Below are 26,087 nucleotides of genomic sequence, written 5' to 3'. Positions count from 1 at the left end.
TAGCACTCACCTGACCTTTTAAGATCATTTTACAATTATTTAAAAAATCATGACTTAAGTTAGGTGGCTATAAAGTAGAAAATCAGGTGTTAAGCTAAATTTAATGATCTAGTAGCAACATTTTTCTTAAACTTAGCGTTTTTTTTTAATACTCGTATTAATTGGTATGAATTTATATTATTCATTACATAAGTAAAATTTAATAAACTTTCATATCCTCTCCTATCATTAGTAAGTGGTTATAAAATCGGAAGTATTCTTAATAAGTATAATAAACTAAAACACACCTGCGGGTGTGTTTTTAGTTAGTTTGCGCTAATTTATATTGACAAACAGGTTAGGGTGTACTAGCTTTAGGGTGTAAATGTATGTGAGGGAATGTATGAAAACTATTAATGATTTAAATATTGGACAAAGTGGAAGAATCACTTCTGTTGGTGGAGAAGGTGCTCTTCGACAGCATATTCTTGATATGGGTCTTATTCCTGGCGTGGATATTAGCGTAATCAAGTATGCACCAATGGGAGATCCTGTGGAACTTCGTGTTCATGGGTATGAGTTAACATTAAGATTAGAAGATGCAGCTAAGATTGAAGTTGTACCTATTGATAGTATTAAAGAAGAAAAGAAGGTTTCTATTAAAGAGAAGAAACATCCTGGTTTAGGAGAAGAAGATGTCTTTAAGCCAAGAAAAGAAAGAAAGGCACCTGAACATCAGGAGAGATTGACGTTTGCTTTAGTCGGTAATCAAAATAGCGGTAAGACAACACTGTTCAATCAGCTTACTGGTTCCTCTCAGCATGTAGGAAACTTTCCTGGGGTAACAGTGGATAAGAAGGAAGGAATTATCAGGGGGTATTCCTATGCTCATATTACAGATCTTCCTGGTATCTATTCGCTTTCTCCTTACTCAAGTGAAGAGATTGTTTCACGTAATTATGTAATGAGTAAGCCAAATGCCATTATTAATATTGTTGATGCTATGAACATAGAAAGAAATCTCTATTTGACAATGCAGCTATTAGAAATGGATATTCCTATTGTAGTAGCGTTGAATATGATGGATGAAGTAAAAAATAATGGTGGATATATTGATATCAATACATTAGAAGCAGAACTAGGTGTACCGGTGGTTCCTATTTCTGCAGCTAAGAATGAAGGTGTGGATGAGCTTATTAAACATGCTATTCATGTGGCTAAGTATCAGGAGATACCACAACGTGTAGATTTTTGTGATAAGAATGATCACAATGGGGCAGTGCATAGATGTCTTCATGGAGTAAGACACCTCATTGAAGATCATGCCAAAAGTGCACATATTCCTGTGAGATTTGCCGCAAGCAAACTGATTGAAGGGGATAAGCTTATAGAAGAAGCTTTACAGCTTGATGATAATGAAAAAGAAACCATTGATCATATTGTCTTACAGATGGAAAAAGAACGTGGTCTTGATAAAAATGCCAGCATTGCGGATATGCGCTTTGGTTTTATTATGAAAGTCTGCAAGAAGGCGGTAGTAAAACCACATATCAGTAAGGAACATCTGCGTTCTGAATCTATTGATCGTATTCTTACTGGTAAATATACAGCCATTCCTATGTTTATATTGATTATGATGATGGTCTTCTATTTAACATTCGATGTTATTGGAGCATTCTTCCAGGATCTGTTAGCTAAAGGTGTTGCTCAAGTATCATCCCTTGTAGATGCATGGATGATAAGTGTACATGTAAATCCAGTTGTACATGGATTAGTCATTGATGGAATCTTTGAAGGAGTAGGAAGCGTACTTAGCTTCTTGCCAATCATTGTGACATTGTTCTTCTTCCTCTCATTGCTTGAAGATAGTGGCTATATTGCCAGAGTTGCTTTTGTGATGGATAAGCTATTAAGAAAAATGGGTCTATCTGGACGTAGTATTGTACCAATGTTAATTGGTTTTGGCTGTACTGTACCGGCAGTTATGTCAACACGTACATTGCCTAGTGAACGTGATCGTCGTATGACTATTTTATTGACACCATTTATGAGCTGTAGTGCCAAGATGCCAATCTATGCCTTTTTTGCGAGTGCGTTCTTTAAGTCTTACAGTGCGATCGTGATGGCAGGATTGTATCTATTGGGTATTATTATGGCTATTATTATGTCGCTGGTATTTAAGGATACTTTATTTAAAGGTGAAGCTGTTCCCTTTGTGATGGAGCTTCCTAATTATCGTATGCCGGGTGTAAAGAATGTTGCTCAATTGTTATGGGAGAAATCAAAAGATTTTATTCAAAGAGCATTTACTGTTATCTTTATGGCTACCGTATTGATCTGGTTCATGAAATCATTTGATATTCACTTTAATATGGTACAAGAATCCCATCAAAGCATTCTTTCGATGATTTCTGGATGGCTAGTACCAGTGTTTGCACCATTGGGATTAGCAGACTGGCGTATTGTCACTTCTCTTGTCAGTGGTTTTATGGCAAAAGAAAGTGTTGTTTCAACTATGCAGGTGTTATTTTCAGGTATGAAAATTGACAGTGTGCTCACTACTGCATCAGCAGCTTCTTTGCTTGTCTTTAGTCTTCTTTATACACCATGTGTGGCTGCGATTGCTTCAATAAAAAGAGAGCTAGGAGCACGCTGGGCAATCGGTGTTGTACTATGGCAATGTGTGATTGCATGGGTTGTTTCTTTTGTCATTTATGTTATCGTTAATCTTATTTAAGAGGGTGTTATACACCCTTTTTTGCATTGACAAATGTGTTAAAATTCTATACCATAATCATGTTTATGATACAAAAAAGTGGTATAGAGAGGTTGTCATGGATAAAGATTACAAGAGAATTGTTCAACAAAAATGTATCTATTTTAATATGCGTATCATTTGTGAAAAAGCTGGTATTAATTACTCTACATATCGCGGATGGAAGAACAATGGACGTGCTTTTTCACAAAAGAAAGCAAAATGTTTATATGAAACTATGATTGAAATTATTAAATCTTAACATGCATATAATTTGATAAAAAAGATATAATCAGTTATTATTATTTGAACTGCTTATATCAAAAAAGGAGGCGTAATTGTGAAATATTACTTAGGGATTGACGTTGGATCAACAACAGTTAAGTTATATTTGACAGACGAAGAAGATAAATGTCTTTATTCCCAATATGTTAGACATTTCTCAGATGTCAGACGTACTGTTCAGAGTGTACTTGGTGAAGTTAAAGATAAAATTGGTGATATTGAAGTTCATGTTGCAATGACAGGATCAGGTGGGCTGTCATTAGCTGAATCATTAAATGTGGACTTTATTCAAGAAGTTATTGCCTGTACAAAGACAGTTGAAACATATATTCCAAGAACCGATGTTGCTATTGAATTAGGTGGAGAAGATGCAAAAATCACTTATTTTGATGGTGCTCTTGAACAAAGAATGAACGGTACCTGCGCTGGTGGGACAGGTGCATTCATTGATCAGATGGCCACATTGCTTCAGACTGACGCATCAGGTCTTAATGAATTAGCTAAGAACTATAAGACCATTTATCCAATTGCATCACGTTGTGGAGTCTTTGCGAAAACTGATGTACAGCCACTTATCAATGATGGTGTTTCTAAAGAAGATATCGCTGTCTCTATTTTCCAGGCTGTTGTTAATCAGACAATCTCAGGATTGGCTTGTGGTAAGCCAATTAGAGGAAATGTTGCATTCTTAGGTGGACCACTTTACTTCCTTGATCAGTTAAGACAAAGATTTATTGAAACCATCGGTCTTAAAGATGATGAAATCATCTTTCCAGAAAACTCACAGCTCTTCGTAGCTATGGGAGCATGTCTTAATGCGAAAGAAAAAGATGGTGAAGCGAAAAAGCTTTCTTATTTGATTGATAAGCTAGAAGTACTTAAAAATGTAAAGACTGAGCTTACTGATGAAATCGAGCCTCTTTTCAATAATGAAGAAGAACTACGTTTATTTAGAGAAAGACATCTTCAACATATTACAAGAAAACATAGTCTTAAGAAGCATAAAGGTAAAGTCTATGTTGGTATTGATGTAGGTTCAACGACATCTAAAGTCATCTTAACTGATGAAGAAGGTGCTATTCTTTGGTCATTCTATAGTTCCAATGAAGGAAATCCTTTACAGTTGATTATCAATATTATGCAGGAAGTCTACGATATGCTGCCAGAAGGTGCCTATATTGCTAAATCTGGGGTTACTGGATATGGTGAAGCATTAATTAGAAATGCGATTAAGGTTGACTATGGTGAAGTAGAAACAATTGCTCACTATACAGCTGCTAAAGCTTATGATCCAGAAGTAGATTTCATTCTTGATATTGGTGGTCAGGATATGAAGGCTATTACTATTAAAGATGATATTATCCAGAACATTTCATTAAATGAAGCATGTTCAGCTGGTTGTGGATCATTCCTTGAAACATTTGCTAAATCATTAGGATATACCATTGAAGAATTTGCAGAATTAGCCTTAAAATCAAGACATCCAATGGATCTAGGATCACGTTGTACAGTCTTCATGAACTCTAAAGTAAAACAGGCTCAAAAAGAAGGGGCTTCAGTTGAAGATATTAGTGCTGGTCTTTCTTATTCGGTTATTAAGAATGCCTTATATAAGGTTATTAAATTAAGAAGCAAGGAAGATATTGGTACTCACGTTGTTGTACAGGGTGGTACTTTCTATAATGAAGCTGTCTTAAGAGCATTTGAAAAAGAAACAAATATTGAAGTCACACGTCCAGATATCGCTGGATTGATGGGAGCTTACGGTATGGCAAGAATTGCCATTGAAAATGATGATGGTGATCCTTCTACTTTATTAAGTAAAGAAGAATTATCACAGTTGACATATACAACATCAATGAGAAACTGTGGCTTATGTACAAACAACTGTATGCTGACGGTTACTGAATTCAATGATCACCGCCAGTTTATTTCAGGAAACAGATGTGAACGTGGAGCAGGACTACCACTTACATCTAAGAAATATCCAAACTTATATGAGTATAAGAACAAGCGTATCTTTGGCTATCGTTCTTTATCTCCAAAAGAAGCAAGCCGTGGGTATGTCGGAATTCCTAGAGTATTGAACATGTATGAAAACTACCCATTCTGGTATACATTCTTTACTCAGCTTAAATTCCGTGTTGTCTTATCAGCACGTTCAAGCAAGGCGCTATTTGAAAAGGGAATTGAATCTATTCCAAGTGAAAATGTCTGCTATCCTGCAAAATTAGCACATGGTCATATAGAAAATCTTATTCATAGACATATCAACTTTATTTTCTATCCATCGGTTGTTTATGAAAGAAAAGAATATAATGATGCAGGTAATCATTATAACTGTCCAATTGTTGGAAGTTATCCTGAAACAATTAAGAATAATGTCGATAACATCCAATTGAATGACATTAACTATAAGAACCCATTTGTATCGCTTAATAATCCAAAGACACTCTTTAATATCTTGAAAGAAGAATTAGCAGAAGAATTTAATATCTCTGATAAGGAATTAAAGAGAGCTATTGATAAGGCTTATGAAGAATTAGAACGTTCTAGAGAAGACATTCGTGAAAAGGGCAAGGAAGCTCTTGCATGGATGAAAGAACATAATAAACCAGGTATTGTCTTAGCTGGTAGACCTTATCATGTTGATCCAGAAATCAATCACGGTATCGCTGACTTGATTACATCAGAAGGATTTGCGGTTCTTACTGAAGATTCAGTATGTGAACTTGCAAATGAAAAGAGCGAATATCGTGTTGTCGATCAGTGGACTTATCATTCAAGACTTTATCGTGCAGCAGAGTTTGTCTCTACACAAAAGAATCTTGATCTTGTTCAGCTTACATCATTTGGATGTGGTCTAGATGCGGTTACAGCTGATCAGGTACAGGAATTATTACAGGCTAGAGGCAAGATCTTCACATTAATCAAGATTGATGAAACATCAAACCTTGGTCCAATCAGAATTCGTATTCGTTCATTGAAAGCAACTGTAAAGAAGAGATGCGATGAAATTGATTTAAGTAAACATTATGAATTAGATAAACCATCATTTACTAAAGAAATGAAGGAAGATGGATGGACAATCCTTTGTCCACAGATGTCTCCAATTCATTTCCAGTTTGTAGAAACCGCAATGCGTTCAGAAGGGTATAACTTCGAAGTCCTTCCTTCCGTAGATAAAGGAGCAACCGATGCTGGTTTGAAATATGTAAACAATGATGCATGCTATCCAAGTATCCTTGTAGCAGGACAGATGATGGAAGCTTTACAAAGCGGAAAATATGATACCAATAAGACAGCCCTTATTATTTCTCAGACTGGAGGAGGATGTCGTGCTACAAACTATATCGCATTTATCAGAAAAGCATTAAAAGATGCGCATCTTGAACATGTTCCAGTTATTTCTGCCAACTTATCAGGATTAGAATCCAACCCAGGATTCAAGATTACTTATAAGCTAGGCAAGAAAGTCGTCATTGCAGCTATGTATGGTGATCTATTCATGAGAGTACTTTACCGTGTACGTCCTTATGAAAAAGTCAAAGGATCCGCAAATGAACTTTACCATTCATGGATTGAAAAATGTCAGAAGAATGTTAAAAATGGTTCAATGAGAGAATTCAAGAAGAACGTCTATGCTATTGTAAAAGACTTTGATGAATTACCATTGCTTAATATCAAAAAACCACGTGTAGGATTAGTTGGAGAAATCCTTGTGAAATTCCATCCAACAGCCAATAATCAGGTTGTAGATGTTATTGAAAGAGAAGGGGCAGAAGCAGTTATGCCTGATTTAATTGATTTCTTCCAATACTCATTCTATAACGCTAACTTTAAACATAAGCATTATGATACAGACTGGAAGACAAAGCAGCTATGCAATATGGCTATCAAGATTGTTGATTTCTTAAGAAGAGATATGATCAAGGCATTAAAAGCATCAAAACGCTTTACTGCTCCAGAACCAATTCAATCTATCGCTGATAGAGCTAAGGAAGTTGTTTCCCTTGGAAACATGACTGGTGAAGGCTGGTTCCTTACTGGAGAAATGATTGAACTTATTGATGAAGGTGTAGAAAACATTGTCTGCATGCAGCCATTTGGATGTTTACCTAACCATGTAACAGGTAAGGGTGTCATTAAAGCATTAAGAAAGAAATATCCAAAATCAAATATCGTCGCAATCGATTATGATCCAGGTGCATCAGAAACAAATCAGCTTAACAGAATTAAGCTTATGCTTTCTACCGCATTTAAAAACTTAGACGCATAAAAAAGACGCTCAGGACTTTGAGCGTCTTTTTCTTTTACGTTCATACATGAAATTATCAGCAGCATCGATGACATCTTTTATAGTATGTTCATCAGTATAATAATCAAGGATACTGATACCATAAGATAAAGAGACAGTAAATGGATATTGATATTCTTTTTCTAATGCTTTAGTAGCTGCTTCAATACGATCATCGATATGTTCGATTATTTTCATATGATCAGGTTTAATTACAACTAGAAATTCATCTCCACCTACTCGTCCAACAATATCATCTGGGAAAGCTTCAAGTAAAATCTTGGAAGCCATGATAATAGCACAATCTCCACTTTCATGACCATAGCGATCATTGATTTCTTTTAATTTATCTAAATCTATAAAGACCACATAAGCATATTCATTTTCTTTAAGATTATTAAGAATAATTCTAATTTTTTTCTGGATTCCTCTACGATTATAGATGGAAGTAAGTTCATCAGTGATGGATGTCATATTCAAATGTTCAAGCATATTTGTAATAAATATAGAAGCACCCAGCTGAGATGAAATATAGTCAATATCAGCTAATCTAGTAAAAGGATGATCAGTGATTAATAGTCCATAATTATCATTATTAAATGAAAGAGAAGACACACTCTTATAATGTGAAGGGAAAAAATCCAATACATCTTCTAATTGACAATGATCAGTAGAAAGAGATTGACGTTTGCCATCTTTGATGTAAAGAAGGATATTCAATTCATCAGGAGGTTCAATACTCTTATTCTGTTCAAAATGAACAACAGAAGGGAAAGTAAGAATCATAACATGTTTAATATTCAATAGAGAAATACACTCACTTATCATATTTTGAAACTTATAAGAACTGTTATTTAACATTGAAAGTCTATTGATAATATTGATATTAAGAAGATGACCAGTAAGTGTATTATAAAGATTACACCTGATAGAATGATAACGCATAATAATCTGATGATAAATATGAATATGTGTACGATCAATCTTCTGCTTTAATATCTGTGATTTTAATTGATAGATTTCATCGACAATATAGTTTAGTTTAATAATATCAATATGAGCCGAAGAATTTTCGGTCAATACTAAAGGCAATAGTTCATCTATTTTTCTGAGTATATTATTATCACATTGATCATGTGATAATAATAAATTATGGAAAAGATCAACAATGTGATTATAAAGCTGATCATTAAAGATAATCTTATCATCACAAAGATAAATAGCTAATCCTTGTGCGATATGGTCAAGTGGTTCATGCTTTAATAAAGAGTGAAAGAGGAAATAGTGAACGTAGTTTCTATCATTGTTGGAAATGCCGATGGATTCACGAGGCATAAATTTTGTAGAAATGATTTCATTTACTTTTTCATAGTGGTTGTTGCTGCGATATACAGCGGTGAAGGCAAGGTATGCACTATCAGCATGCACGCTAGCTAATGGGGGTGTCTGATAGGCGGAAGTGACTTCATCATCAAATGAAGCGATAAGGATGTCTTTTCCTATCTGGACATTCATTTCATTTAATATATCATAACAGCAGTAAGCAAGCTTATCTGTAACACAGATGATACCATCTATTTCAGGATGAGATATCAAAAAAGGTCTAATACTATCGTGATTATGTCTAGTGTAGTTAGAACAATGACAGGTATATTCTTCATCATATTCAAGATTGTATTCTTTTAAGGCTTCCTTGAAAGAATGCAATCTTGTATAAGTACTATGTTTATTGACAGGACCACCAATAAAAGCAATCTTCTTGCATTTCTTTTGAGCAATCAAATATTTCGCAATATCCTTGATGCTATCACTGGCGAAGGAGAAAGAATAGTAATTGTCATTATCATAATTAAGAGTGATAATAGGGGTTTTAAAATGGCCAAGATATTTATTCATATTATTCTGACCGATCATAATTGATCCAACGGGTATAAGAATACGATCCATGTCCATATAATCCGAAAGTTCATAGGCATAGTTCTTATTTAAGAGATGTTCAAAACTCCCTCTTTTGGTCGTACCAGAACCAGTAAAAACTACTAAATCCTGATCTAATTCTAGACAGGCATAAAAAGCACCTCTGATCGTTTCCATATTGTAATGATCAGAGTTCTCAATAAAAAGACCAACTTTTTTTCGTTTCAATTCACTCACTCCAATATCTCAAAATTATGAGTATGAAGCATTTCGTTTGTCTTCATGACACCAGCTTTGCGAACAATGCAATAAATGATGATCGCATCTCTTTTCATCTTTGCATAGAGATTGCCATTATTGCTTAATGATAAAAGGCGATTCGTTTCATCTAGAGTCAGTTTCATGCTTAATGCAAGACAGATGACCTTGTCTTTATCCGGGTTGCGTGTTCCATTAATAATCTGATATCCATAAGTACGATCAATATTAGCCTTCTTGATAATATCAGATTTCTTTAATTTATATTTTTTACGTAATGCTTCAAAATAATCAGGAAAACTTGTATTAGGAATAATATCGATGATTTCATCGATATTATTGTTTTCTAACGCATTCATTAATTCACTTGTTTTCAAATGTACTCACCAATTTAATTTTATAACGGCAACTTTTCAAAGACAAGAATAAGTCAAATAATTAATAAGTTTGACTACTTCTTGTCTATTAATATATCAACATCTATAATTGATATATAATTATAAGGGGAATATTATGAAGAACTATAGTCATCTTGAAGTGATTAAGACTTCAAAAGAGAAAAGCATTTTTAAAGTTGAAAGAGAAGAAATCATTCATACACCATTTATTGAACGTATTCTTCCTTTATCCTATGAAAAGCTCTATCGTGAGCTTTCTCATCTTGATACTCAGATTCCTAAAATTGAAGAGATTGAAGTAGAAGATGATCAGCTGATTGTCATTGAAGAATATATTGATAAGCCCTTATTATCAGATTATATGAAAACACATGAACTCTCTCTTTTAGAAATAAAGATGATAGTGAGTCAGCTGTGTGATATTCTTCATGTTCTCCATAATGTAACACCTCCTATTATTCATCGAGATATTAAGCCAGAAAATATATTCTATGACGGCAAGACAGTCATCCTCGGTGATTTTGATATTGCTAGACATCTTAGCGAAGCATCAAAAGATACGCAGGTTTTGGGTTCAATTGGCTATGCTTCCCCGGAACAGTTTGGATTAAATCAGACGACCACATTGAGTGATATCTACTCATTAGGAGTATTATTGAATGTCCTGCTTACTGGTGAATTGCCTTCGGTAAAGGTGGTGGAAGGTCCACTTAGAAAAGTGGTCATCAAAGCGACAGCGACCATTCAATCACAGCGCTACAAGGATGTTATTGAGATGAAGGAGGCAATCAATAAAACGGATTTTCCACCGCTTCCTGGCTTTAGATCAAAAAAGAAAGTGAATATGATTATTGGAACAATAGTCTATCTGACTATTCTTTATTGTTCTTTCACAATGACTGATACGCAAAGAAAAATACAGTTTGGATTACGTTTTTGGACATTGTTTATGTTCATGTTTACTATCGCCATGATTTTTAATTACAACAATTTATATTCTCATATTCCCTTTATGAAAGGAAGCAAAATAAAAAAGCTCTTTATTGGACTGCTTTTCTATCTTATTATCCTTTTTACTTCCGCAATGTTGCTCATGATGATCGAAGAAGTTATCGAGACGTTTGTATGCTAAATGCATACCAAAACGTCTTTTTTGCTTTTTATAATAAGAAAAAAGGAGGGGCAATTATGGAAAAAAAGAAGCCTATTTACAAAAGAAAGTGGTTTATTGTGTTAGCTGTCATTATTGTACTTTCAGTAATGTTTGGCGGTTCTAGCAAGGAAAAGAAGAGTGCACCAAAAAGTGAAGGGACTACTTCTGTTGAGAAGACATGTCATATAGGTGAACTTCTCAAAGTAGGAAAGATGGAATATAAGGTTGTAGACATGAGTGTAAAAAAGCAGCTTGGCAGTGAGTATATCAATCAGAAAGCACAAGGGGTGTATTTGTTATTGAGTGTGGAAGTAACTAATCGATCTGATCAGTCTGTCACTGTATCGGATGATTTCTTCAAGTTGAAGAATGGCAAGAAGACCTATGATTCAAGCAGTGATGCTGCATTGTATTTAGGGGATAAAAGCATTATCTTTAAAAAAGTAAATCCTGATACCACATTGAAAGGTATGATCTGCTTTGATGTTAATGAAAATATCGCTAAATCAAATACGAACATTCTTGAAGTACAAACGGGAATATGGGGAACTGAGAAAGGAAGTATTGCACTTAAAAAAGCATAATTTCTTTACTTTATGAGCATTTTCTTTTATTATTCTTTTGGTGATTATATATGAAAAGAATAAAAGAAGTAATTGTAGTTGAAGGAAAGACAGACACACAGGTTCTTAAAAGTCTTTTTGATGTAGATACAATCGAAACACATGGTTCAGCTATTGATGATCATGTGATTTCACTTATAAAAGAGGCTGCAAAGACAAGAGGTGTTATCATCTTGACAGATCCTGATTATCCTGGCATGAGAATCAGAGATAAGGTCGTGAAGGCTGTACCTGTTGCTAAACATGCCTTTGTCGCAAAGAAAGATGCGATTGGCAGAAGAAAAGTAGGGATTGCTGAAGCAAGAAAAGGTGCTATTGTAGAAGCTATTGAAAATGCGGTTTCTTTTGAAGATGCTACTGATTCTATTACATGGGATGAGTTCATTGATTTAGATATCATCGGCAACAAGAAAAGACGTCTTGCTGTATATGATGCGTTCCATTTAGGTTATGGAAATGTGAAGACATTATTTAAACGTCTTAACATGGTGGGCATTACAAAAGATGAAATTATACGTAAATTAGAGGAGAATCAGTAATTTGATTCTTCTTTTTCTTTTATTATAAATAGAATTATGTTATTCTCTATACATGTGTCAAGACAAATGTATAGAATGGGAGATTACTATGAACACAATCAAAGCATTTTTAGAAAAGAAGAATGTCAAGATATCTCTTAAGAGATATGGTATTGATGCTTTAGGAGCCATGGCACAGGGTCTATTTGCCTCATTATTGATGGGGACAATTCTTGAGACACTGGGAAGTCAGGCAAACATTAAGTTATTGGTAGATATTGGAACATTCGCAAAAATGATGTCTGGAGCAGCGATGGCTGTTGCCATTGGACAGGCACTAGAATGTCCTCCACTTGTATTATTTTCCTTGATTACTGTTGGTTATGCTTCAAATAGCTTAGGTGGTGCTGGAGGGCCATTGGCAGTTCTAATAATTGCGATTCTGGCAGGAGAATTTGGTAAACTTGTTTCCAAGGAAACAAAGATCGATATTCTTGTAACACCAGCTGTTACGCTTCTTATTGGGGTAGGATTGAGTATCTGGTGGGCCCCGGTGATTGGAAAGGGTGCTAGTACGCTAGGTGAAGCTATTCGCTGGGCGACTGTGCTTAAGCCATTTACGATGGGAGTTATCGTATCAGTGATTGTTGGTATTGCTTTAACATTGCCAATTTCAAGTGCAGCGATCTGTGCTGCGTTAAGCTTGACTGGTCTTGCCGGTGGTGCTGCGTTAGCAGGATGCTGTGCACAGATGGTCGGCTTTGCGGTTATGTCATTTAAAGAAAATGGTGTTGGAGGACTTGTAGCTCAGGGTATTGGTACTTCCATGCTGCAGATGCCAAACATTGTCAAAAAGCCAATTGTGTGGCTACCGCCAATTATTGCATCAGCTATTACTGGACCAATTGCGACATGCTTCTTTAAATTGAAGATGGAGGGTGCACCAATATCTTCAGGTATGGGAACATGCGGCTTTGTTGGACAGATTGGTGTCTATACTGGATGGGTTACAAAGAAAATGCCAATTACAACTTTTGATTGGATAGGATTATTTATGATCAGCTTTATCTTGCCAGCAGTATTAACTTTTGTAATTGCGAAAATAATGAGACATTTCAATCTCATTGAAGATGGAGATTTAAAATTAGATCTATAAAAAAGACGTGGCTTTTATAGCCACGTTTTTTTTATTTCAATAAGAATCCATTTTCTTTTAGAGCTTCTTCAATACGATCAAGAATCTCTGTAGAGTCAGCGTAGATGGTATGCAGGTGTACTCCACCTGTTAAGGAAGAAAGAGAGGTTGCATCATAGTTATTGACTTTTTCCATAAACTTAAGGATGTCATATCGAGATTTTAATTTCATATTTCCTTTGATTTCTCCATAGACAGGATGTTCAACAATAACATTTTCAATGTAGCCACCCATATCAATAATAAGATTAAGCTCTTTTTCCATATCTTTATCATCATGTTTTACTGCGATGGTTTTTGAAATCCCTAGTGAAGGCTGATCAATAACATACCCGCGAGGTGTCGCAATGATCTTATGGCCACTTGCTCTAAGAAGGGCAACATCACCAACAATAATCTGACGAGAAACGCCAAGCTCTTTAGCAAGAGCACTTGCGGAAAGTGGTTTTTCAGATTGGGTAATACGTTCAATTACTTTTTGTTTTCTATCCATTTTCATCACCTTTTGCTCATTATAAAAGAAAGAGTAAGTTAATGCAAACAAACTGGTAAAAGTGCAAAAAATCCCTCCCTATACAAAAGATTTAAAAAAATCAAGTGAAAATATTATTTCATAAAAAATATCGTTAAAATGAAAGGTTTTCATGTTTTTATAATTTGAAAAGTGAAACGCTTTCATCATGAAAAAAATTATTGTATAGTGATGGTAGTGAAACAACATGAAAGGGGTATAATAATGAGTGATTTAAAAGAATTTGATGTAGTAGCGTTGGGAGAGCTGCTCATTGACTTCACGCAAGGAGGAATTTCGGAACAGGGGAATCCGATGTTTGAAGCTAATCCAGGAGGAGCTCCATGTAACGTATTATCAATGTTGACTCGTTTTGGGAAAAAGGTTGCCTTCATTGGGAAGGTTGGTAAAGATGGCTTTGGTGAACAGCTAGCACAGGCTATCGAAGAACAAGGAATCAGTACACGTGGTCTTTGTTTTGATGAAGATGTACATACAACATTGGCACTTGTACATAAATTAGAGAATGGGGATCGTGATTTCTCATTCTATAGAAAACCAGGAGCTGATATTAATCTTAAAGCTGAAGAAGTAGATGAAGATTTAATTGCAGGCTCACGTTTGTTCCATTTTGGAACTTTGTCATTAACTGATGAACCAGTTAAGAGTGCAACTAAGAAAGCAATCGAAGTTGCTGAAAGGAATGATTTGATCATTTCTTTTGATCCTAACTTAAGAGAACCACTATGGGATTCATTAGATGATGCAAAAGAAGCTTTTGATTATGGTATGAAACATTGCCATGTATTAAAGATTTCTGATAATGAAATCTTATGGTTTACAGGAAAAGATAATTATGATGATGGAATTGCATATTTACAGTCTCATTACCCTAATATTCAGTTAATTTGTCTTTCATTAGGTCCAGACGGATCAAGAGCTATCTATAAGGATCAGGTTGATGTTACTATCCCTGCTTTCCTTCAGGATAAAACAATCGAAACTACAGGTGCCGGAGATACTTTCTGTGCATGTGTTCTTAATGGTGTATTGGAAAACGGTCTTGATCACCTTGATGAAGAAAAAATTAAAACAATTATCACTTTTGCAAACGGTGCAGCTTCAATGATTACAACTAAGAAAGGGGCATTAAGAGTTATGCCTCATGTTGAAGATGTAGATCAGTTTATCAATAACTATTAAGGAGGACATCTTGTGATTAATCCAAATTGGGAACCAGAATTTAAAGAAAGACTTGAAAAGCATTATGATGAATTAAAGTGGCTTTATGCAGAAATCTACAATAATAATGAAGAAGCTTTCAATTATTTCTGTACAATGCTACATGATTATTATGTACAAAGAAAACCACTTCTTAAAGAGTGGGATGAAGCAAGACTCGCTGTCCCTGATTGGTATCGTGGAAACGATATGATGGGAGAGTTGATGTATACTCAGTGTTTTAATGAAGATTTAAAAGGTCTTAAGGAAAAACTTGATTATTTAAAAGAATGCCGTATTAATTATCTTCATTTAATGCCATTGCTTGAATCACCTGAAGGACGAAGTGATGGTGGATATGCGGTATCTGATTTTAGAAAAGTTCAGCCTGAAATTGGTACTATGGAAGACTTAGCTGCACTTGCAGATGAATGTCATGCTAAAGGTATGTCGTTATGTCTTGATTTCGTTATGAATCATACTTCAGAAGATCATGAATGGGCAAGACGAGCAAGAGCTGGTGAAAAAGAGTATCAGGATCGTTATTTCTTCTTTGATAATTGGAATATTCCAAATGAATTTGAGAAGACAGTTCCTCAGGTATTCCCACAGACAGCACCTGGAAACTTCTCTTGGTGTGATGAAGCTGGTAAGGTTGTAATGACTACATTCTATCCTTATCAGTGGGATTTGAATTATGCTAATCCAACTGTATTTAATGATATGACTGCCAATATGCTTTACTTATGTAATAACGGTGTAGATATCATTCGTTTAGATGCTGTTCCTTATATTTGGAAAACATTAGGGACAACTTGTCGAAATCTACCTCAGGTACATACATTAGTTAGAATCATGCACATGGCTGCTGATATCGTATGTCCTGGTACATTGTTATTAGGTGAAGTTGTTATGGAACCTTCAAAGGTTGTACCTTACTTTGGTACAGTTGATAAGCCAGAATGTCACATGCTTTATAATGTTACAACAATGGCTTCTACATGGCATACAGTTGCAACTAAGGATGTTAGATTATTAAGACATCAGCTAGAAACTGTATTTGCTTTACCTAAGTCATATACATTCCTTAACTATTTAAGATGTCATGATGATATCGGTTGGGGACTTGATTATGATTTCTTAGGACAGTTCGGTATTGAAGAAGTAGCTCATAAGAAATACTTGAATGATTATTTAAAAGGTGCATTGTGGGAATCTCAGTCACGTGGTGAACTTTATAATGATGATCCACGTTTAGGTGATGCCAGAATGTGTGGTACAACAGCATCGCTTTGTGGTATTGAAGCTGCTGATTTTGAACAGAATAAATGGAAATTGAAGATGGCAATTGATTTAGATATTACTCTTCATGCATTCCTATTTACTCAAAGTGGTATTCCAGTTCTTTACAGTGGTGATGAAATTGGTCAGCTTAATGATTATTCTTATCATGATGATCCATTAAAATGGGATGATTCAAGATACCTTCATAGAGGTAAGTTGAATTGGGATCATGTCGCTATGAGAGAAGATCTTTCTACTAGACAGGGACAGTTGTTCCAGGCTATCAAGAAATTACAGATCTTAAGAGCTTCATATGATGTATTTGACAGCAATGCAGATACATGGATTGTTGAACCATGGAATGATCATATCTTAGGTATCGGTAGATATTATAATGATCAGAAGCTGATTGCATTATTCAACTTTGCGGATGATGAACAGACAGCATGGATTGATGAACCAGAAGATTTCATTGAATTAATGACTGGTGAAAAACGTGAAGCAAAAGCTGTACAGTTACCACCACATGGTTTCGTATGGTTATTCCATTCTTATAAAGAAAACAAGAAAACAATGACTGCGCCAGATCTTGAAGCTTTAACTAAGCCAAAGAAAAAAGCGCCAGCTAAAAAAGCAGCAAAAAAGACAACTGCTAAAAAAACAGTAAAAGCTAAAGCTGCTAAGAAAGAAACAAAGACTGAAGTGAAAACTGAAGTCAAGGAAACTAAAGCAGCAGCTAAAACTGTAGCTGCTAAGAAAGAAACAAAGCCAGCAGTGAAAACTGCAGCAAAAAAAGAGACTAAGAAGTCTTCGACAGTAAAAAAGACAAAATCAAAGAGTACAAAAGCGAAAGGGAAATAGTATGAGTAAAAGTGGTAAACTAATTTTCCTTGATATTGATGGAACATTAACAGAGCCAGGCTCAAATACACCTCCAGAAAGTGCTCTTAAGGCATTGGAAATGACTAAGGCAAAAGGAAACAAAGTTTTCCTTTGCACTGGTCGTAATGTTGCAATGCTGGCACCACTTTTAAAGTATGGATTTGATGGACTAGTTGCACTTGGAGGAGGGTATGTAACTGTCGGTGATGATGTCATCTTTGACTGTCCAATGTCTGATAGACAACGTGATATCGCTTTAGATGTACTTGGCAAGAATGGTGTATTTAGAACCATTGAAGCAAAAGACGCAACTTTTGGTGATGAAAGCTTAGGAGATTTCTTAAGTGATCAGGCTGAGGGTAACAGTGAAATTGAAAGATGGCGTAAAGCTCTTGCTGAAGGATTGGGCATTAAGCCAATGAGTGAATATGATGGCCGTCCAATTTATAAAGTTGTTATCATGTGTAATAAGAGTGAACAGCTCGATGAAGCAAAGAAATATCTTGAAGGTGATTTCGCATTCATGATTCAGGATGTTGCCGCTCATAATTGCCTTAATGGAGATCTTGTAAACAGAAAGTTTGATAAGGGTCTTGGCATTAAGCGTATTTGTAAGACATTGGGTGTGGATATCAAGGATACATATGGTTTTGGAGATTCTATCAATGATCTAGAAATGATCGAAACAGTCGGTACTTCTGTTGTCATGGAAAATGGCAGTGAGGTATTAAAGAGAATGGCTGATGTTATTGCGCCTTCTGTTACTGAAGATGGTATTTATAGATCGTTTGAAGAACTTGGTTTAATTTAGTGAGAACATAGCTAGTTTCTATGTTTTATAAATCACAAAATTTAGTGTAAAGAGAGGGGAACAAAAAATGGCACTAGATTACAGAAAATGTGCAGAAGAAATCTATAGCCACTTAGGTGGAAAAGATAATATTGCTTCTGCGGCTCATTGTGCTACGCGTTTAAGACTTGCGATTGTTGATATCGATAAAGTTGATACGAAAGCACTTGAAAACGTTGAAGGAGTACAGGGTGTATTCAGTTCAAACGGACAGTTACAGTGTATCATCGGTACTGGAACTGTAAATCATGTTTACGATGAATTCTTAGCTGTTACTGGTTTATCTGCTGCAACGAAAGATGATGTAAAAGCTGCTGCAGCTGCTAACCAGCCATTACCACAGAGAATGGTAAAAACTCTTGGTGATGTATTCGTACCTATCTTACCTGCAATCGTTGCATCAGGTTTAATGATGGGTCTTGTTGAAGCATTAGGTAAAGCATTGCCTGGATTTGCGGCTACTGACTGGTTCGCATTCCTTGATATGGTTTCAAATACTGCCTTTGCTTACTTACCAGTAATCGTTGCAGTTTCTGCTGCAAGAGTATTTGGTGGTAATATCTTCTTGGGCGCTGTTGTTGGTTTATTGATGATTCATTCAAACTTAACAAACGGCTGGAATGCTGCAAATGGATACAAAGTATGGTATCTATTTGGACATGTTAGAATTGGTGATTACGTTTTAGGTCAGATCAACCAGTTAGGTTATCAGGGGCACGTAATTCCAGTTATTATCTCAGTATGGTTCATGTCTAAGCTTGAAAAGAAACTTCATGACGTTGTTCCTGCTGTTATTGATTTATTTGTAACTCCATTAACTACAGTATTAGTTACTGCATTCTTAACTTTCATCGTTATTGGTCCTATTTTCTCAACACTTGAAACTTACGTATTACAGGCTGCACAGGTATTAATTACAATTGGTGCTGGTATCGGTTCAGCTGTAATGGGTGCTGTATATCCAATTACAGTCGTAGCTGGTTTACATCATATGTACAACGTAATCGAAGCAGGTTTATTATCATCTAAAGATTTTGGTAATTTAAACATTTGGATGCCTATCGCATCTGCAGCTAACTTCGCACAGTTCGGTGCATGTTTGGCTGTTGCCGTTAAGACTAAGAATCCTAAGATGAGAACAGTTGCTATTCCATCTGCATTATCTGCTTCATTAGGTATCACAGAACCTGCAATCTTCGGGGTTAACTTACGATTAATGAAACCTTTCATCGCTGGTATGATCGGTGGTGCTATTGGTGCTTGGTTCGGTGCAATTTCTAAATTAGGCGCTTCTGCTTATGGTGTTACTGGTATTCCAGGTTATTTAACAATTACAAATCCTGCAGTTTATACAATTGAGTTAGCTATCGCTGGTGGTATTGCATTCGCATTAACAATGGTTCTCTGGCATGAAGATCCTGATGATATTCCTGCTGCAGAACCAGAAGGATTAGAAGCTCCTAAAGAAGTAGCTTTCACTACTGATAAAGGTGAAGTATTAGTACCAGTAAATGGTAAAGTTGTACCAGCTTCTGAAATTCCTGATCCAATGTTCTCTGCTGAAACTATGGGTCCATCAATCGGTGTTGAACCAGTTGAAGGTAAAGTTTATGCTCCATTCAATGGTACAGTTTCAATGATTTTCCCAACTAAACACGCTATCGGTATCCAGAGTGATGATGGTGTAGAATTATTAATTCATGTTGGTGTAGATACAGTCAACATGGAAGGTAAAGGCTTTGGTGCTAATGTAGAACAAGGTGATAAGATTTCTACTGGAGATCTATTATTGACATTTGATCGTGCTGAAATTAAACAGGCAGGATACTCTGATACAGTTGTCGTTGTTATTACAAACAAAGATGCATTAACTGATATCAAGAAAGCTGCTTAACATTAAGTCTTATACTTAAACAACTTCAAGAAAGGATAGAGATATGAAAGAATTTACATATACAATAAAAGATCCTGAAGGAATTCATGCACGTCCAGCAGGTCAGGTTGTAGCAAAAGCAAAGGAATTTGAATGCCATACAACTTTATGGGCTGATGGAAACGAGTATGACCTTAAGAAACTTCTAAGTGTCATGGGTGCTAATGTAGCAAAAGGTGACACAGTCGTTATTCGAACTGAAGGTGCTGATGAAGATAAGGCTGAAGTTGCGTTAAAGAAAGTATTCGAGGATAATTTATAAAAGATTCAGGTGGGAATTTATCCCTCACCTACTAAGGAGAGATTAAAATGAAATTAAAAAATGTTTTATTTGCAGCGTTAGCTGTCTGCTTAGTGGGATGTTCTAATGGTGCAAGTGCTAAAACAGTTGATTTAACTGATTATGTTGGTCAATCACCAAAAAGCACTTATTCACAGTTACGTAAACAGACAGATGGTGGTCAGTTTAAAGATGGTGGTATTTCTGGAAACTTAGCTTCTGATGGTGCCAACTATCGCTATCAGTCTGCAGATGAGTTAACAGAAGTGACTGCTGCTGCTCGCTATAATACAGACAACAAACTTAAAGGTGATGCTGCTTTTGCTGATCCATATAGTGCATATACTAAGATGACTGTATTAAATGGTGAAATCGTTTATGCAACAGATGGTAAGACTGTTAACTATGTAACAATCTTAAAGAATGGTTATAAATCATATAAGATTTATGGCGTATCTCTTACTGATACATTAGATCAGGCCAAAGATACATTAAGCAAAGCTGGATTTACTGTAAAAGAAGAAACAGTAAATGAAGATAAATATACAGTTGCAACTAGAGCAGCTGGTAAGAGTGAAGAAAAAGTTGTTCTAAAGCAGGACAAAGGTAAAATCGGTCGTATTGAATATTATTTAAATGCACCTTATCATAAGTTAGATGCAGAAAATATCAAGAAGACTGCAGAAATCGTTGCTGCTGAAGAAGAAGCTCAGCTTCATGGAAAGAAATAGTAATAAATGATCAGCTCAAATGAGCTGATCATATTTTTATTAAATAGACTTAATAAAATATGTATTGACGTTAGAATTACCATAAATTGTTATGATAGAAAAAAGGGGAGGAAATGGTATGAAGAGATTGATTTTAGCATGTTTTATGGTAGTTGTATTGTTAATGGGATTAGTGCTGTTTTACCCAAAAGAAAAGTGGGAAGTTAAAGAAGGAAGTGCAAATGATGGCAATGTGTCCTATTCAATTGCTGTGAAAGATGCGTGGTATGATGAAAAAGCAGAAAAGTCATATGTTTCATCAGAGATTACTTTTAACTGGAGTAAAGCAGCATTCTTTAATAATGATGCTAATGTACTTTCTGTGAAATGTAGTAATAATTTTTATGCAGTAGAAACAAAAGCCGACGTGAGCTATGCAGAAAATGATTATTTTGGTGAACTTGGTGAAATAAGAAATGTGTCTCATCCAACTGTTGATTTAAATGATTTTGGTCATGAGGCTTATATTGCATTTCCTCTGTCAAAGACTGTAAAGCTTCCAGGTACTAAGTCTGTAAGAATTCCTGGTACGAATTTTGTGGATTATTCGATGCAATATACAAAAGTAAAACAAGGTAAATTGACAATTTTGTGGGCAACAGATGGAAGAAAGAAAAACTGTAAGCTATCTTGCACATATGGGACAAAAGGGATTTCTTTGAATCCTTCGTTAATTATAAGATTCGTAGGTGTTCTCTCTCCTGATGTACGATTAAATCCTAAGATGGATTTAAAAAATGGGCCTGAAGCTACTGTTAATGTACAAATTAAATAATAATAGATACCAATCAGTAATTGATTGGTATTTTTGTTTATATAAAGATGTCTTTATGAAATGACATGCAGTCATACAATAATACAAACGTTGTAAAAATTACTTGAAAAGTAGATAAAAAAGAAAGTATGATATAATAAATAAGAAATATCCTAAACGTATTGCACACAAAATGTAATTATAGTAATATATCTTGGCGAGGAGGAGAATTATGAGCGATTTTATTTCTAATATCGGTAAATACTTACCACTCTTTTTTACCGCATTTACAGTTACAATCTCATTAGCGCTTATTTCTTTAGTGCTAGCAACTGTTGTTGGTATTTTAGTGGGACTTATTAATACAACTAAATCTAAAAATATATTTATGAAGCTTCTTAGAGGCTTAGCGAATATTTATATTGAAATTATCAGAGGGACACCAATGCTTGTACAGATCTTATTCTTCTGTTTTGGTGTACCAGCTGCGTTAAGACCTATTACTGGATTTACATGGGCTAGTGTTGGTGGAATGTTCACTGCGGGGATTGTCGTGTTAACATTGAATGCTGGAGCTTATATGGCTGAAATTGTTCGTGCTGGAATTGAATCAGTGGATAGTGGACAGGTGGAAGCTGCTCGTTCACTTGGTTTACCTTATGGCAAGACTATGACAAAGGTTATTTTGCCTCAGGCGATTAGAACAATGTTGCCAAGTATTATTAACCAGTTCATCATTACTATTAAGGATACTTCATTATTATCAGCTGTTGGGGTTGCTGAATTGACAAATAATGCAAAAACAATCAGTTCGATGTGGAGTTCACAGACATTATTGCTTTATGCGTTTACTGGTTTATTCTATTTTGTGATCTGTTTTACCTTATCACGTGTAGCGAGACTTTTAGAAAAGAGGATGAGTTATGGCAGATAAAGTTATTGTTAAAGACTTAAGAAAATCATTTGGTGAAAATGAAGTATTAAAGAGTATTAGTACTACAGTTAAAGAAGGGGAAGTACTTTGTATTATTGGTCCTTCTGGTAGTGGGAAATCAACTTTTTTAAGATGTCTTAATAGATTAGAAGAAATTTCTGGAGGACAGGTTATCGTAGATGGATATGATATCACTGATCCAAAGGTCGATATTAATAAAGTAAGAGAAAATATTGGAATGGTTTTCCAGCATTTTAATTTATTTCCTCATAAGACTGTTAAGCAGAATATTACTTTAGCACCTGTTGAATTAAAAAAGATGACTAAGGAAGAAGCTGATGCGCTAGCAATGCAGCTACTTGAAAGAGTTGGATTAGCGGATAAAGCAGATGCTTATCCTAGTCAGTTATCAGGTGGACAAAAGCAGCGTGTAGCAATCGCAAGATCTTTAGCTATGAAACCAAATATTATGTTATTTGATGAGCCTACATCAGCACTTGATCCTGAGATGGTTGGTGAAGTTTTAAATGTAATGAAAGAATTAGCTAAAGATGGTATGACAATGGTTGTTGTAACACACGAAATGGGATTTGCGAGAGAAGTATCTGACCGTGTTATTTTCATGGATGGAGGCTATATCGTAGAAGAAGGAAATCCACAGGAATTAATTAATCATCCAAAGGAAAAACGTACTATTGATTTCTTAAATCAGGTACTTTAGGAGGGATAAGAATGAAGAAATTATTTAAAGCGTTGTTGGCTTGTGCATGTGTCTTTTCTTTAGCAGCATGTGGCCAGAAAAAGGATTCAAACAAGTTTATTATTGCAACTGATACTGCGTTTGTACCTTTTGAATGGAAAGATGGAAAAGGTAAGTTGACAGGTATTGATATTGACTTAATGAACGCAATTGCTAAAAACCAGGGATTTACTGTTGAATGGAAATCAATTGGTTTTGATGCATCAATGACTGCTGTAGAAGCAGGTGAAGCTGATGGTATGATTGCCGGTATGACAATCAATGATTCAAGAAAGAAGAAATATGATTTCTCTGATCCTTACTATACTTCAAGTGTATCAATGGCAACTGCTAAGGGTTCTGGAATTAAGTCTTATAATGACTTAAAAGGAAAGACTGTTGTGGCTAAGACTTCTACATCAGGATTTGAATTTGCAAATGCAAATAAGAAGAAATATGGCTATAAGCTAGAAGTAGTAGAAGAATCTTCTATCATGTATCAGAAAGTAAAGAATGGCGATGCAGTAGCATTATTTGAAGATACTCCAGTTATTAAATACAACATTGCTTCAAAACAGGTAAACTTTGAATTGCCAACAGGTACTGAAGGTGAATTCAACTATGGTTTCGCTGTTTACAAGGGTTCTAACAAAGAACTATTAAAGAAATTTAATGCAGGATTGAAGGCATTAAAAGAAAATGGTGAATACGACAAGATTTTAAAGAAATATCTTGGTTAATCATTTTACATCCTATTTTTATAGGATGTTTTCTTTTTAAAAAAATTTGTCTATAATGGTGATATGAAAAATGTCGCAAAAAAATCAAACACAATGGATATATTACAGCGCTATTCGTTGACAGCATCTAAGAAGTTTGGACAAAACTTCCTCATTGATCCAAATATCATTGAAAAGATTGTAACGTCTAGCGATATAACAAAAGAGACAGCAGTTATTGAAATAGGTCCAGGAATTGGTGCGCTAAGTGAAGGGTTAGCGAGAAAAGCTGGAAAGCTGATCTGTTATGAAATAGATGAGCGTTTAAAGCCTGTTTTAAAAGAAACATTGTCTGAACACGAGAATGTGACAGTGATCTTTCAGGATTTCATGAAAGCTGATTTAGATCAGTGTGTGAAGGATCTTTCTAAGGATTATAAGGATATATGTGTGGTTACGAATTTGCCATACTATATTACGAGTGATATTATTATGAAGGTTCTTAAGTCACGTTCATCGATTAATCGTATGATTGCGATGGTACAGAAGGAAGTCGCATTAAAGTTTACTTCAGATGAAAAGAGCCCAATGAGTGTCATGATTGATTATGTTGGAAACATCTCATATGTGATGACAGTCTCTAAGAATGTCTTTATGCCTGCTCCGCATGTGGATAGTGCGGTTATTAGAATCAATAAAGAAAGAAATCTAGAAGATAGCTTTATTGAAGTAGTAGAAGGGGCATTTAAACAGAAAAGAAAAACTATTCTTAATAATATGAAGGCTTTATTTGATCATCCTCAGGATGTTCTTGATGCCTGTCATATTGATGCAAAGAAAAGAGCCCAGGAGCTTACATTGGAAGATTATTGTGCGCTTGCACAGGAAAGGAAACGCGTATGAAAGTTAGAGCTTATGCAAAAGTAAATCTTGCCTTGGATGTCGTAAGAAAAAGGGAAGATGGGTATCATGATCTAGAAATGATCATGGCGCCAATTGCACTACATGATTTGATTATTATTGATCGAATTGAGAGTGGTATTGAGCTAACCGCAAATACGTATCGTGTTCCTACGGATGAAAGAAATATCATGTATAAGGTTGCCAAGCTTATGATAGATAAATATCATATTGATGGTGGTGTACGTATGCATGTTTATAAGCACATCCCTTCGCAAGCAGGACTTGCTGGAGGAAGTGCAGATGGTGCTGCAGTTATGCGAGCTATTAATAAGCTTTATAAGCTTCATCTTTCTAATGAAGGGCTTGCGGCTTTAGGTAAAGAAGTTGGAGCGGATATTCCGTTCTGTATTCATAATAAGATTGCATTGGTAAAGGGGATCGGGGAAGATCTTACGTTTATTAATGACAATCATTTCCAGGCGCATCTTCTTTTAGTGAAACCAAAAAAAGGCGTTTCTACAAAACGCTGTTTTGAATCGTTGAATATACCTGAGTCATCTCATCCTGATATTGATAAGATGAAACAGGGAATTCAAGAGAATGATTATGAAAAAGTTGTGGCTTCACTAGGAAATACGTTGGAAACACCATCGTTGAAGATGGTTAAGGATATTGAGAAAATAAAGGATGAAATGAGATCAATGGGCTTTGATGGCGCATTGATGAGCGGAAGTGGGTCTTGTGTATTTGGTATTACACAAGATGAAGAACTAATTGAAAGAGCAATTCCATTCTTTAGAGCAAGATATCCGTTTGTAAGAAAAACGAAAATCCTTGAAAGGTAGCCATGCGCTACCTTTTTCTTTTTGGGGAAATATTGCTCATAAGAAAGTTATCTCTTTTCAATTATAGTCATTTTTGTTAGAATG

The 26,087-nt window shown here is 35.3% G+C and carries 22 protein-coding genes; 19 read left to right on the top strand and 3 right to left on the bottom strand.

Features of this window, described 5'->3' with window-relative positions; genetic code table 11:
- Positions 1 to 382: 382 nt before the first annotated feature.
- The 3 genes from feoB (at position 383) to J6L95_RS07670 (ending at position 7,298) form a co-directional block, all read left to right on the top strand.
- Positions 383 to 2,716: a ferrous iron transport protein B gene (gene feoB, locus J6L95_RS07680; protein ID WP_287458680.1), complete on the top strand. Its 2,334-nt coding sequence runs from the start codon at positions 383 to 385 to the stop codon at positions 2,714 to 2,716.
- A gap of 97 nt (positions 2,717 to 2,813) precedes the next feature.
- Complete coding sequence (locus J6L95_RS07675) at positions 2,814 to 2,996, top strand: hypothetical protein (protein WP_074686305.1); 183 nt, start codon at positions 2,814 to 2,816, stop codon at positions 2,994 to 2,996.
- 78 nt (positions 2,997 to 3,074) lie between these two features.
- Positions 3,075 to 7,298 (top strand): 2-hydroxyacyl-CoA dehydratase, encoded by a 4,224-nt coding sequence (locus J6L95_RS07670; RefSeq protein WP_287458678.1) that lies wholly within the window; start codon positions 3,075 to 3,077, stop codon positions 7,296 to 7,298.
- A gap of 9 nt (positions 7,299 to 7,307) precedes the next feature.
- Here J6L95_RS07670 and J6L95_RS07665 read toward each other — a convergent pair whose 3' ends face one another.
- Both J6L95_RS07665 and J6L95_RS07660 read right to left on the bottom strand, forming a co-directional pair.
- Positions 7,308 to 9,461: a diguanylate cyclase domain-containing protein gene (locus tag J6L95_RS07665; protein ID WP_287458676.1), complete on the bottom strand. Its 2,154-nt coding sequence runs from the start codon at positions 9,459 to 9,461 to the stop codon at positions 7,308 to 7,310.
- Between the two features lie 5 nt (positions 9,462 to 9,466).
- Positions 9,467 to 9,868 (bottom strand): helix-turn-helix domain-containing protein, encoded by a 402-nt coding sequence (locus J6L95_RS07660; protein ID WP_287458675.1) that lies wholly within the window; start codon positions 9,866 to 9,868, stop codon positions 9,467 to 9,469.
- A 136-nt stretch (positions 9,869 to 10,004) separates the two neighbouring features.
- On the opposite strand from J6L95_RS07660, the gene J6L95_RS07655 reads away from it, so the two are divergent.
- The 4 genes from J6L95_RS07655 to J6L95_RS07640 all read left to right on the top strand — a co-directional run bounded on the left by J6L95_RS07655 (position 10,005) and on the right by J6L95_RS07640 (position 13,339).
- Entirely contained in the window at positions 10,005 to 11,021 is a 1,017-nt protein-coding gene (locus J6L95_RS07655; protein WP_287458673.1) for a protein kinase domain-containing protein, read from the top strand.
- Positions 11,022 to 11,077: 56 nt separating this feature from the next.
- A complete protein-coding gene (locus J6L95_RS07650; RefSeq protein ID WP_287458672.1) occupies positions 11,078 to 11,626 on the top strand; it encodes a DUF4352 domain-containing protein in 549 nt (182 codons plus the stop codon).
- 50 nt (positions 11,627 to 11,676) lie between these two features.
- Entirely contained in the window at positions 11,677 to 12,204 is a 528-nt protein-coding gene (gene rnmV, locus J6L95_RS07645; RefSeq protein WP_029071599.1) for a ribonuclease M5, read from the top strand.
- Positions 12,205 to 12,292: 88 nt separating this feature from the next.
- On the top strand, positions 12,293 to 13,339 hold the full coding sequence (locus tag J6L95_RS07640; protein ID WP_031589014.1) for a PTS sugar transporter subunit IIC: 1,047 nt from the start codon (positions 12,293 to 12,295) through the stop codon (positions 13,337 to 13,339).
- 31 nt (positions 13,340 to 13,370) lie between these two features.
- On the opposite strand, the gene J6L95_RS07635 is transcribed toward J6L95_RS07640, so the two are convergent.
- Positions 13,371 to 13,871 carry a transcription repressor NadR gene (locus J6L95_RS07635; RefSeq protein ID WP_330014156.1) on the bottom strand — a complete coding sequence of 167 codons (501 nt, stop codon included), beginning with the start codon at positions 13,869 to 13,871 and terminating at the stop codon, positions 13,371 to 13,373.
- A gap of 243 nt (positions 13,872 to 14,114) precedes the next feature.
- Between J6L95_RS07635 and J6L95_RS07630 the strand changes: the two genes are divergently transcribed.
- The 12 genes from J6L95_RS07630 to ispE all read left to right on the top strand — a co-directional run bounded on the left by J6L95_RS07630 (position 14,115) and on the right by ispE (position 26,003).
- Positions 14,115 to 15,092 carry a carbohydrate kinase family protein gene (locus J6L95_RS07630; protein WP_031589011.1) on the top strand — a complete coding sequence of 326 codons (978 nt, stop codon included), beginning with the start codon at positions 14,115 to 14,117 and terminating at the stop codon, positions 15,090 to 15,092.
- A 12-nt stretch (positions 15,093 to 15,104) separates the two neighbouring features.
- Positions 15,105 to 17,255: an amylosucrase gene (locus J6L95_RS07625; protein WP_287458670.1), complete on the top strand. Its 2,151-nt coding sequence runs from the start codon at positions 15,105 to 15,107 to the stop codon at positions 17,253 to 17,255.
- Between the two features lies 1 nt (position 17,256).
- Positions 17,257 to 18,087: an HAD hydrolase family protein gene (locus J6L95_RS07620; protein ID WP_029071595.1), complete on the top strand. Its 831-nt coding sequence runs from the start codon at positions 17,257 to 17,259 to the stop codon at positions 18,085 to 18,087.
- Between the two features lie 67 nt (positions 18,088 to 18,154).
- Positions 18,155 to 20,020 (top strand): PTS sucrose transporter subunit IIABC, encoded by a 1,866-nt coding sequence (locus tag J6L95_RS07615; protein ID WP_287458668.1) that lies wholly within the window; start codon positions 18,155 to 18,157, stop codon positions 20,018 to 20,020.
- A 43-nt stretch (positions 20,021 to 20,063) separates the two neighbouring features.
- Entirely contained in the window at positions 20,064 to 20,321 is a 258-nt protein-coding gene (locus J6L95_RS07610) for an HPr family phosphocarrier protein (RefSeq protein WP_029071593.1), read from the top strand.
- Between the two features lie 47 nt (positions 20,322 to 20,368).
- A complete protein-coding gene (locus J6L95_RS07605; RefSeq protein ID WP_287458667.1) occupies positions 20,369 to 21,070 on the top strand; it encodes a hypothetical protein in 702 nt (233 codons plus the stop codon).
- A 118-nt stretch (positions 21,071 to 21,188) separates the two neighbouring features.
- On the top strand, positions 21,189 to 21,884 hold the full coding sequence (locus tag J6L95_RS07600; RefSeq protein WP_287458665.1) for a hypothetical protein: 696 nt from the start codon (positions 21,189 to 21,191) through the stop codon (positions 21,882 to 21,884).
- A gap of 211 nt (positions 21,885 to 22,095) precedes the next feature.
- Positions 22,096 to 22,797 (top strand): amino acid ABC transporter permease, encoded by a 702-nt coding sequence (locus J6L95_RS07595; RefSeq protein ID WP_029072667.1) that lies wholly within the window; start codon positions 22,096 to 22,098, stop codon positions 22,795 to 22,797.
- Positions 22,787 to 23,518: an amino acid ABC transporter ATP-binding protein gene (locus J6L95_RS07590; RefSeq protein ID WP_287458664.1), complete on the top strand. Its 732-nt coding sequence runs from the start codon at positions 22,787 to 22,789 to the stop codon at positions 23,516 to 23,518. The genes J6L95_RS07595 and J6L95_RS07590 overlap by 11 nt, the downstream gene beginning before the upstream one ends.
- 11 nt (positions 23,519 to 23,529) lie before the next feature.
- Positions 23,530 to 24,276: a transporter substrate-binding domain-containing protein gene (locus J6L95_RS07585; RefSeq protein WP_143452032.1), complete on the top strand. Its 747-nt coding sequence runs from the start codon at positions 23,530 to 23,532 to the stop codon at positions 24,274 to 24,276.
- 63 nt (positions 24,277 to 24,339) lie between these two features.
- Entirely contained in the window at positions 24,340 to 25,158 is an 819-nt protein-coding gene (gene rsmA, locus J6L95_RS07580) for a 16S rRNA (adenine(1518)-N(6)/adenine(1519)-N(6))-dimethyltransferase RsmA (RefSeq protein WP_287458662.1), read from the top strand.
- Complete coding sequence (gene ispE / locus J6L95_RS07575) at positions 25,155 to 26,003, top strand: 4-(cytidine 5'-diphospho)-2-C-methyl-D-erythritol kinase (protein ID WP_287458661.1); 849 nt, start codon at positions 25,155 to 25,157, stop codon at positions 26,001 to 26,003. Before rsmA ends, ispE begins: the two co-directional genes overlap by 4 nt.
- Positions 26,004 to 26,087 lie beyond the last annotated feature (84 nt).

It is taken from the genome of Kandleria sp. (assembly GCF_017934775.1).
Classification (GTDB): Bacteria; Bacillota_I; Bacilli_A; order Erysipelotrichales; family Coprobacillaceae; genus Kandleria; species Kandleria vitulina.
The sequence above is the reverse complement of the archived record's forward strand: the minus strand, read 5'-3'. Positions and strand labels throughout refer to the sequence as shown.

What these genes read in the sequence shown, in the direction of transcription:
- J6L95_RS07620 (WP_029071595.1), top strand. Translation starts at nt 17,257, where the DNA reads ATGAGTAAAAGTGGTAAACTAATTTTCCTTGATATTGATGGAACATTA.
- rsmA (WP_287458662.1), top strand. Translation starts at nt 24,340, where the DNA reads ATGAAAAATGTCGCAAAAAAATCAAACACAATGGATATATTACAGCGC.
- J6L95_RS07635 (WP_330014156.1), bottom strand. Translation starts at nt 13,871, where the DNA reads ATGGATAGAAAACAAAAAGTAATTGAACGTATTACCCAATCTGAAAAA.
- J6L95_RS07590 (WP_287458664.1), top strand. Translation starts at nt 22,787, where the DNA reads ATGGCAGATAAAGTTATTGTTAAAGACTTAAGAAAATCATTTGGTGAA.
- J6L95_RS07650 (WP_287458672.1), top strand. Translation starts at nt 11,078, where the DNA reads ATGGAAAAAAAGAAGCCTATTTACAAAAGAAAGTGGTTTATTGTGTTA.
- rnmV (WP_029071599.1), top strand. Translation starts at nt 11,677, where the DNA reads ATGAAAAGAATAAAAGAAGTAATTGTAGTTGAAGGAAAGACAGACACA.
- J6L95_RS07655 (WP_287458673.1), top strand. Translation starts at nt 10,005, where the DNA reads ATGAAGAACTATAGTCATCTTGAAGTGATTAAGACTTCAAAAGAGAAA.
- J6L95_RS07605 (WP_287458667.1), top strand. Translation starts at nt 20,369, where the DNA reads ATGAAATTAAAAAATGTTTTATTTGCAGCGTTAGCTGTCTGCTTAGTG.
- ispE (WP_287458661.1), top strand. Translation starts at nt 25,155, where the DNA reads ATGAAAGTTAGAGCTTATGCAAAAGTAAATCTTGCCTTGGATGTCGTA.
- feoB (WP_287458680.1), top strand. Translation starts at nt 383, where the DNA reads ATGAAAACTATTAATGATTTAAATATTGGACAAAGTGGAAGAATCACT.
- J6L95_RS07595 (WP_029072667.1), top strand. Translation starts at nt 22,096, where the DNA reads ATGAGCGATTTTATTTCTAATATCGGTAAATACTTACCACTCTTTTTT.
- J6L95_RS07615 (WP_287458668.1), top strand. Translation starts at nt 18,155, where the DNA reads ATGGCACTAGATTACAGAAAATGTGCAGAAGAAATCTATAGCCACTTA.
- J6L95_RS07630 (WP_031589011.1), top strand. Translation starts at nt 14,115, where the DNA reads ATGAGTGATTTAAAAGAATTTGATGTAGTAGCGTTGGGAGAGCTGCTC.
- J6L95_RS07675 (WP_074686305.1), top strand. Translation starts at nt 2,814, where the DNA reads ATGGATAAAGATTACAAGAGAATTGTTCAACAAAAATGTATCTATTTT.
- J6L95_RS07640 (WP_031589014.1), top strand. Translation starts at nt 12,293, where the DNA reads ATGAACACAATCAAAGCATTTTTAGAAAAGAAGAATGTCAAGATATCT.
- J6L95_RS07610 (WP_029071593.1), top strand. Translation starts at nt 20,064, where the DNA reads ATGAAAGAATTTACATATACAATAAAAGATCCTGAAGGAATTCATGCA.
- J6L95_RS07585 (WP_143452032.1), top strand. Translation starts at nt 23,530, where the DNA reads ATGAAGAAATTATTTAAAGCGTTGTTGGCTTGTGCATGTGTCTTTTCT.
- J6L95_RS07600 (WP_287458665.1), top strand. Translation starts at nt 21,189, where the DNA reads ATGAAGAGATTGATTTTAGCATGTTTTATGGTAGTTGTATTGTTAATG.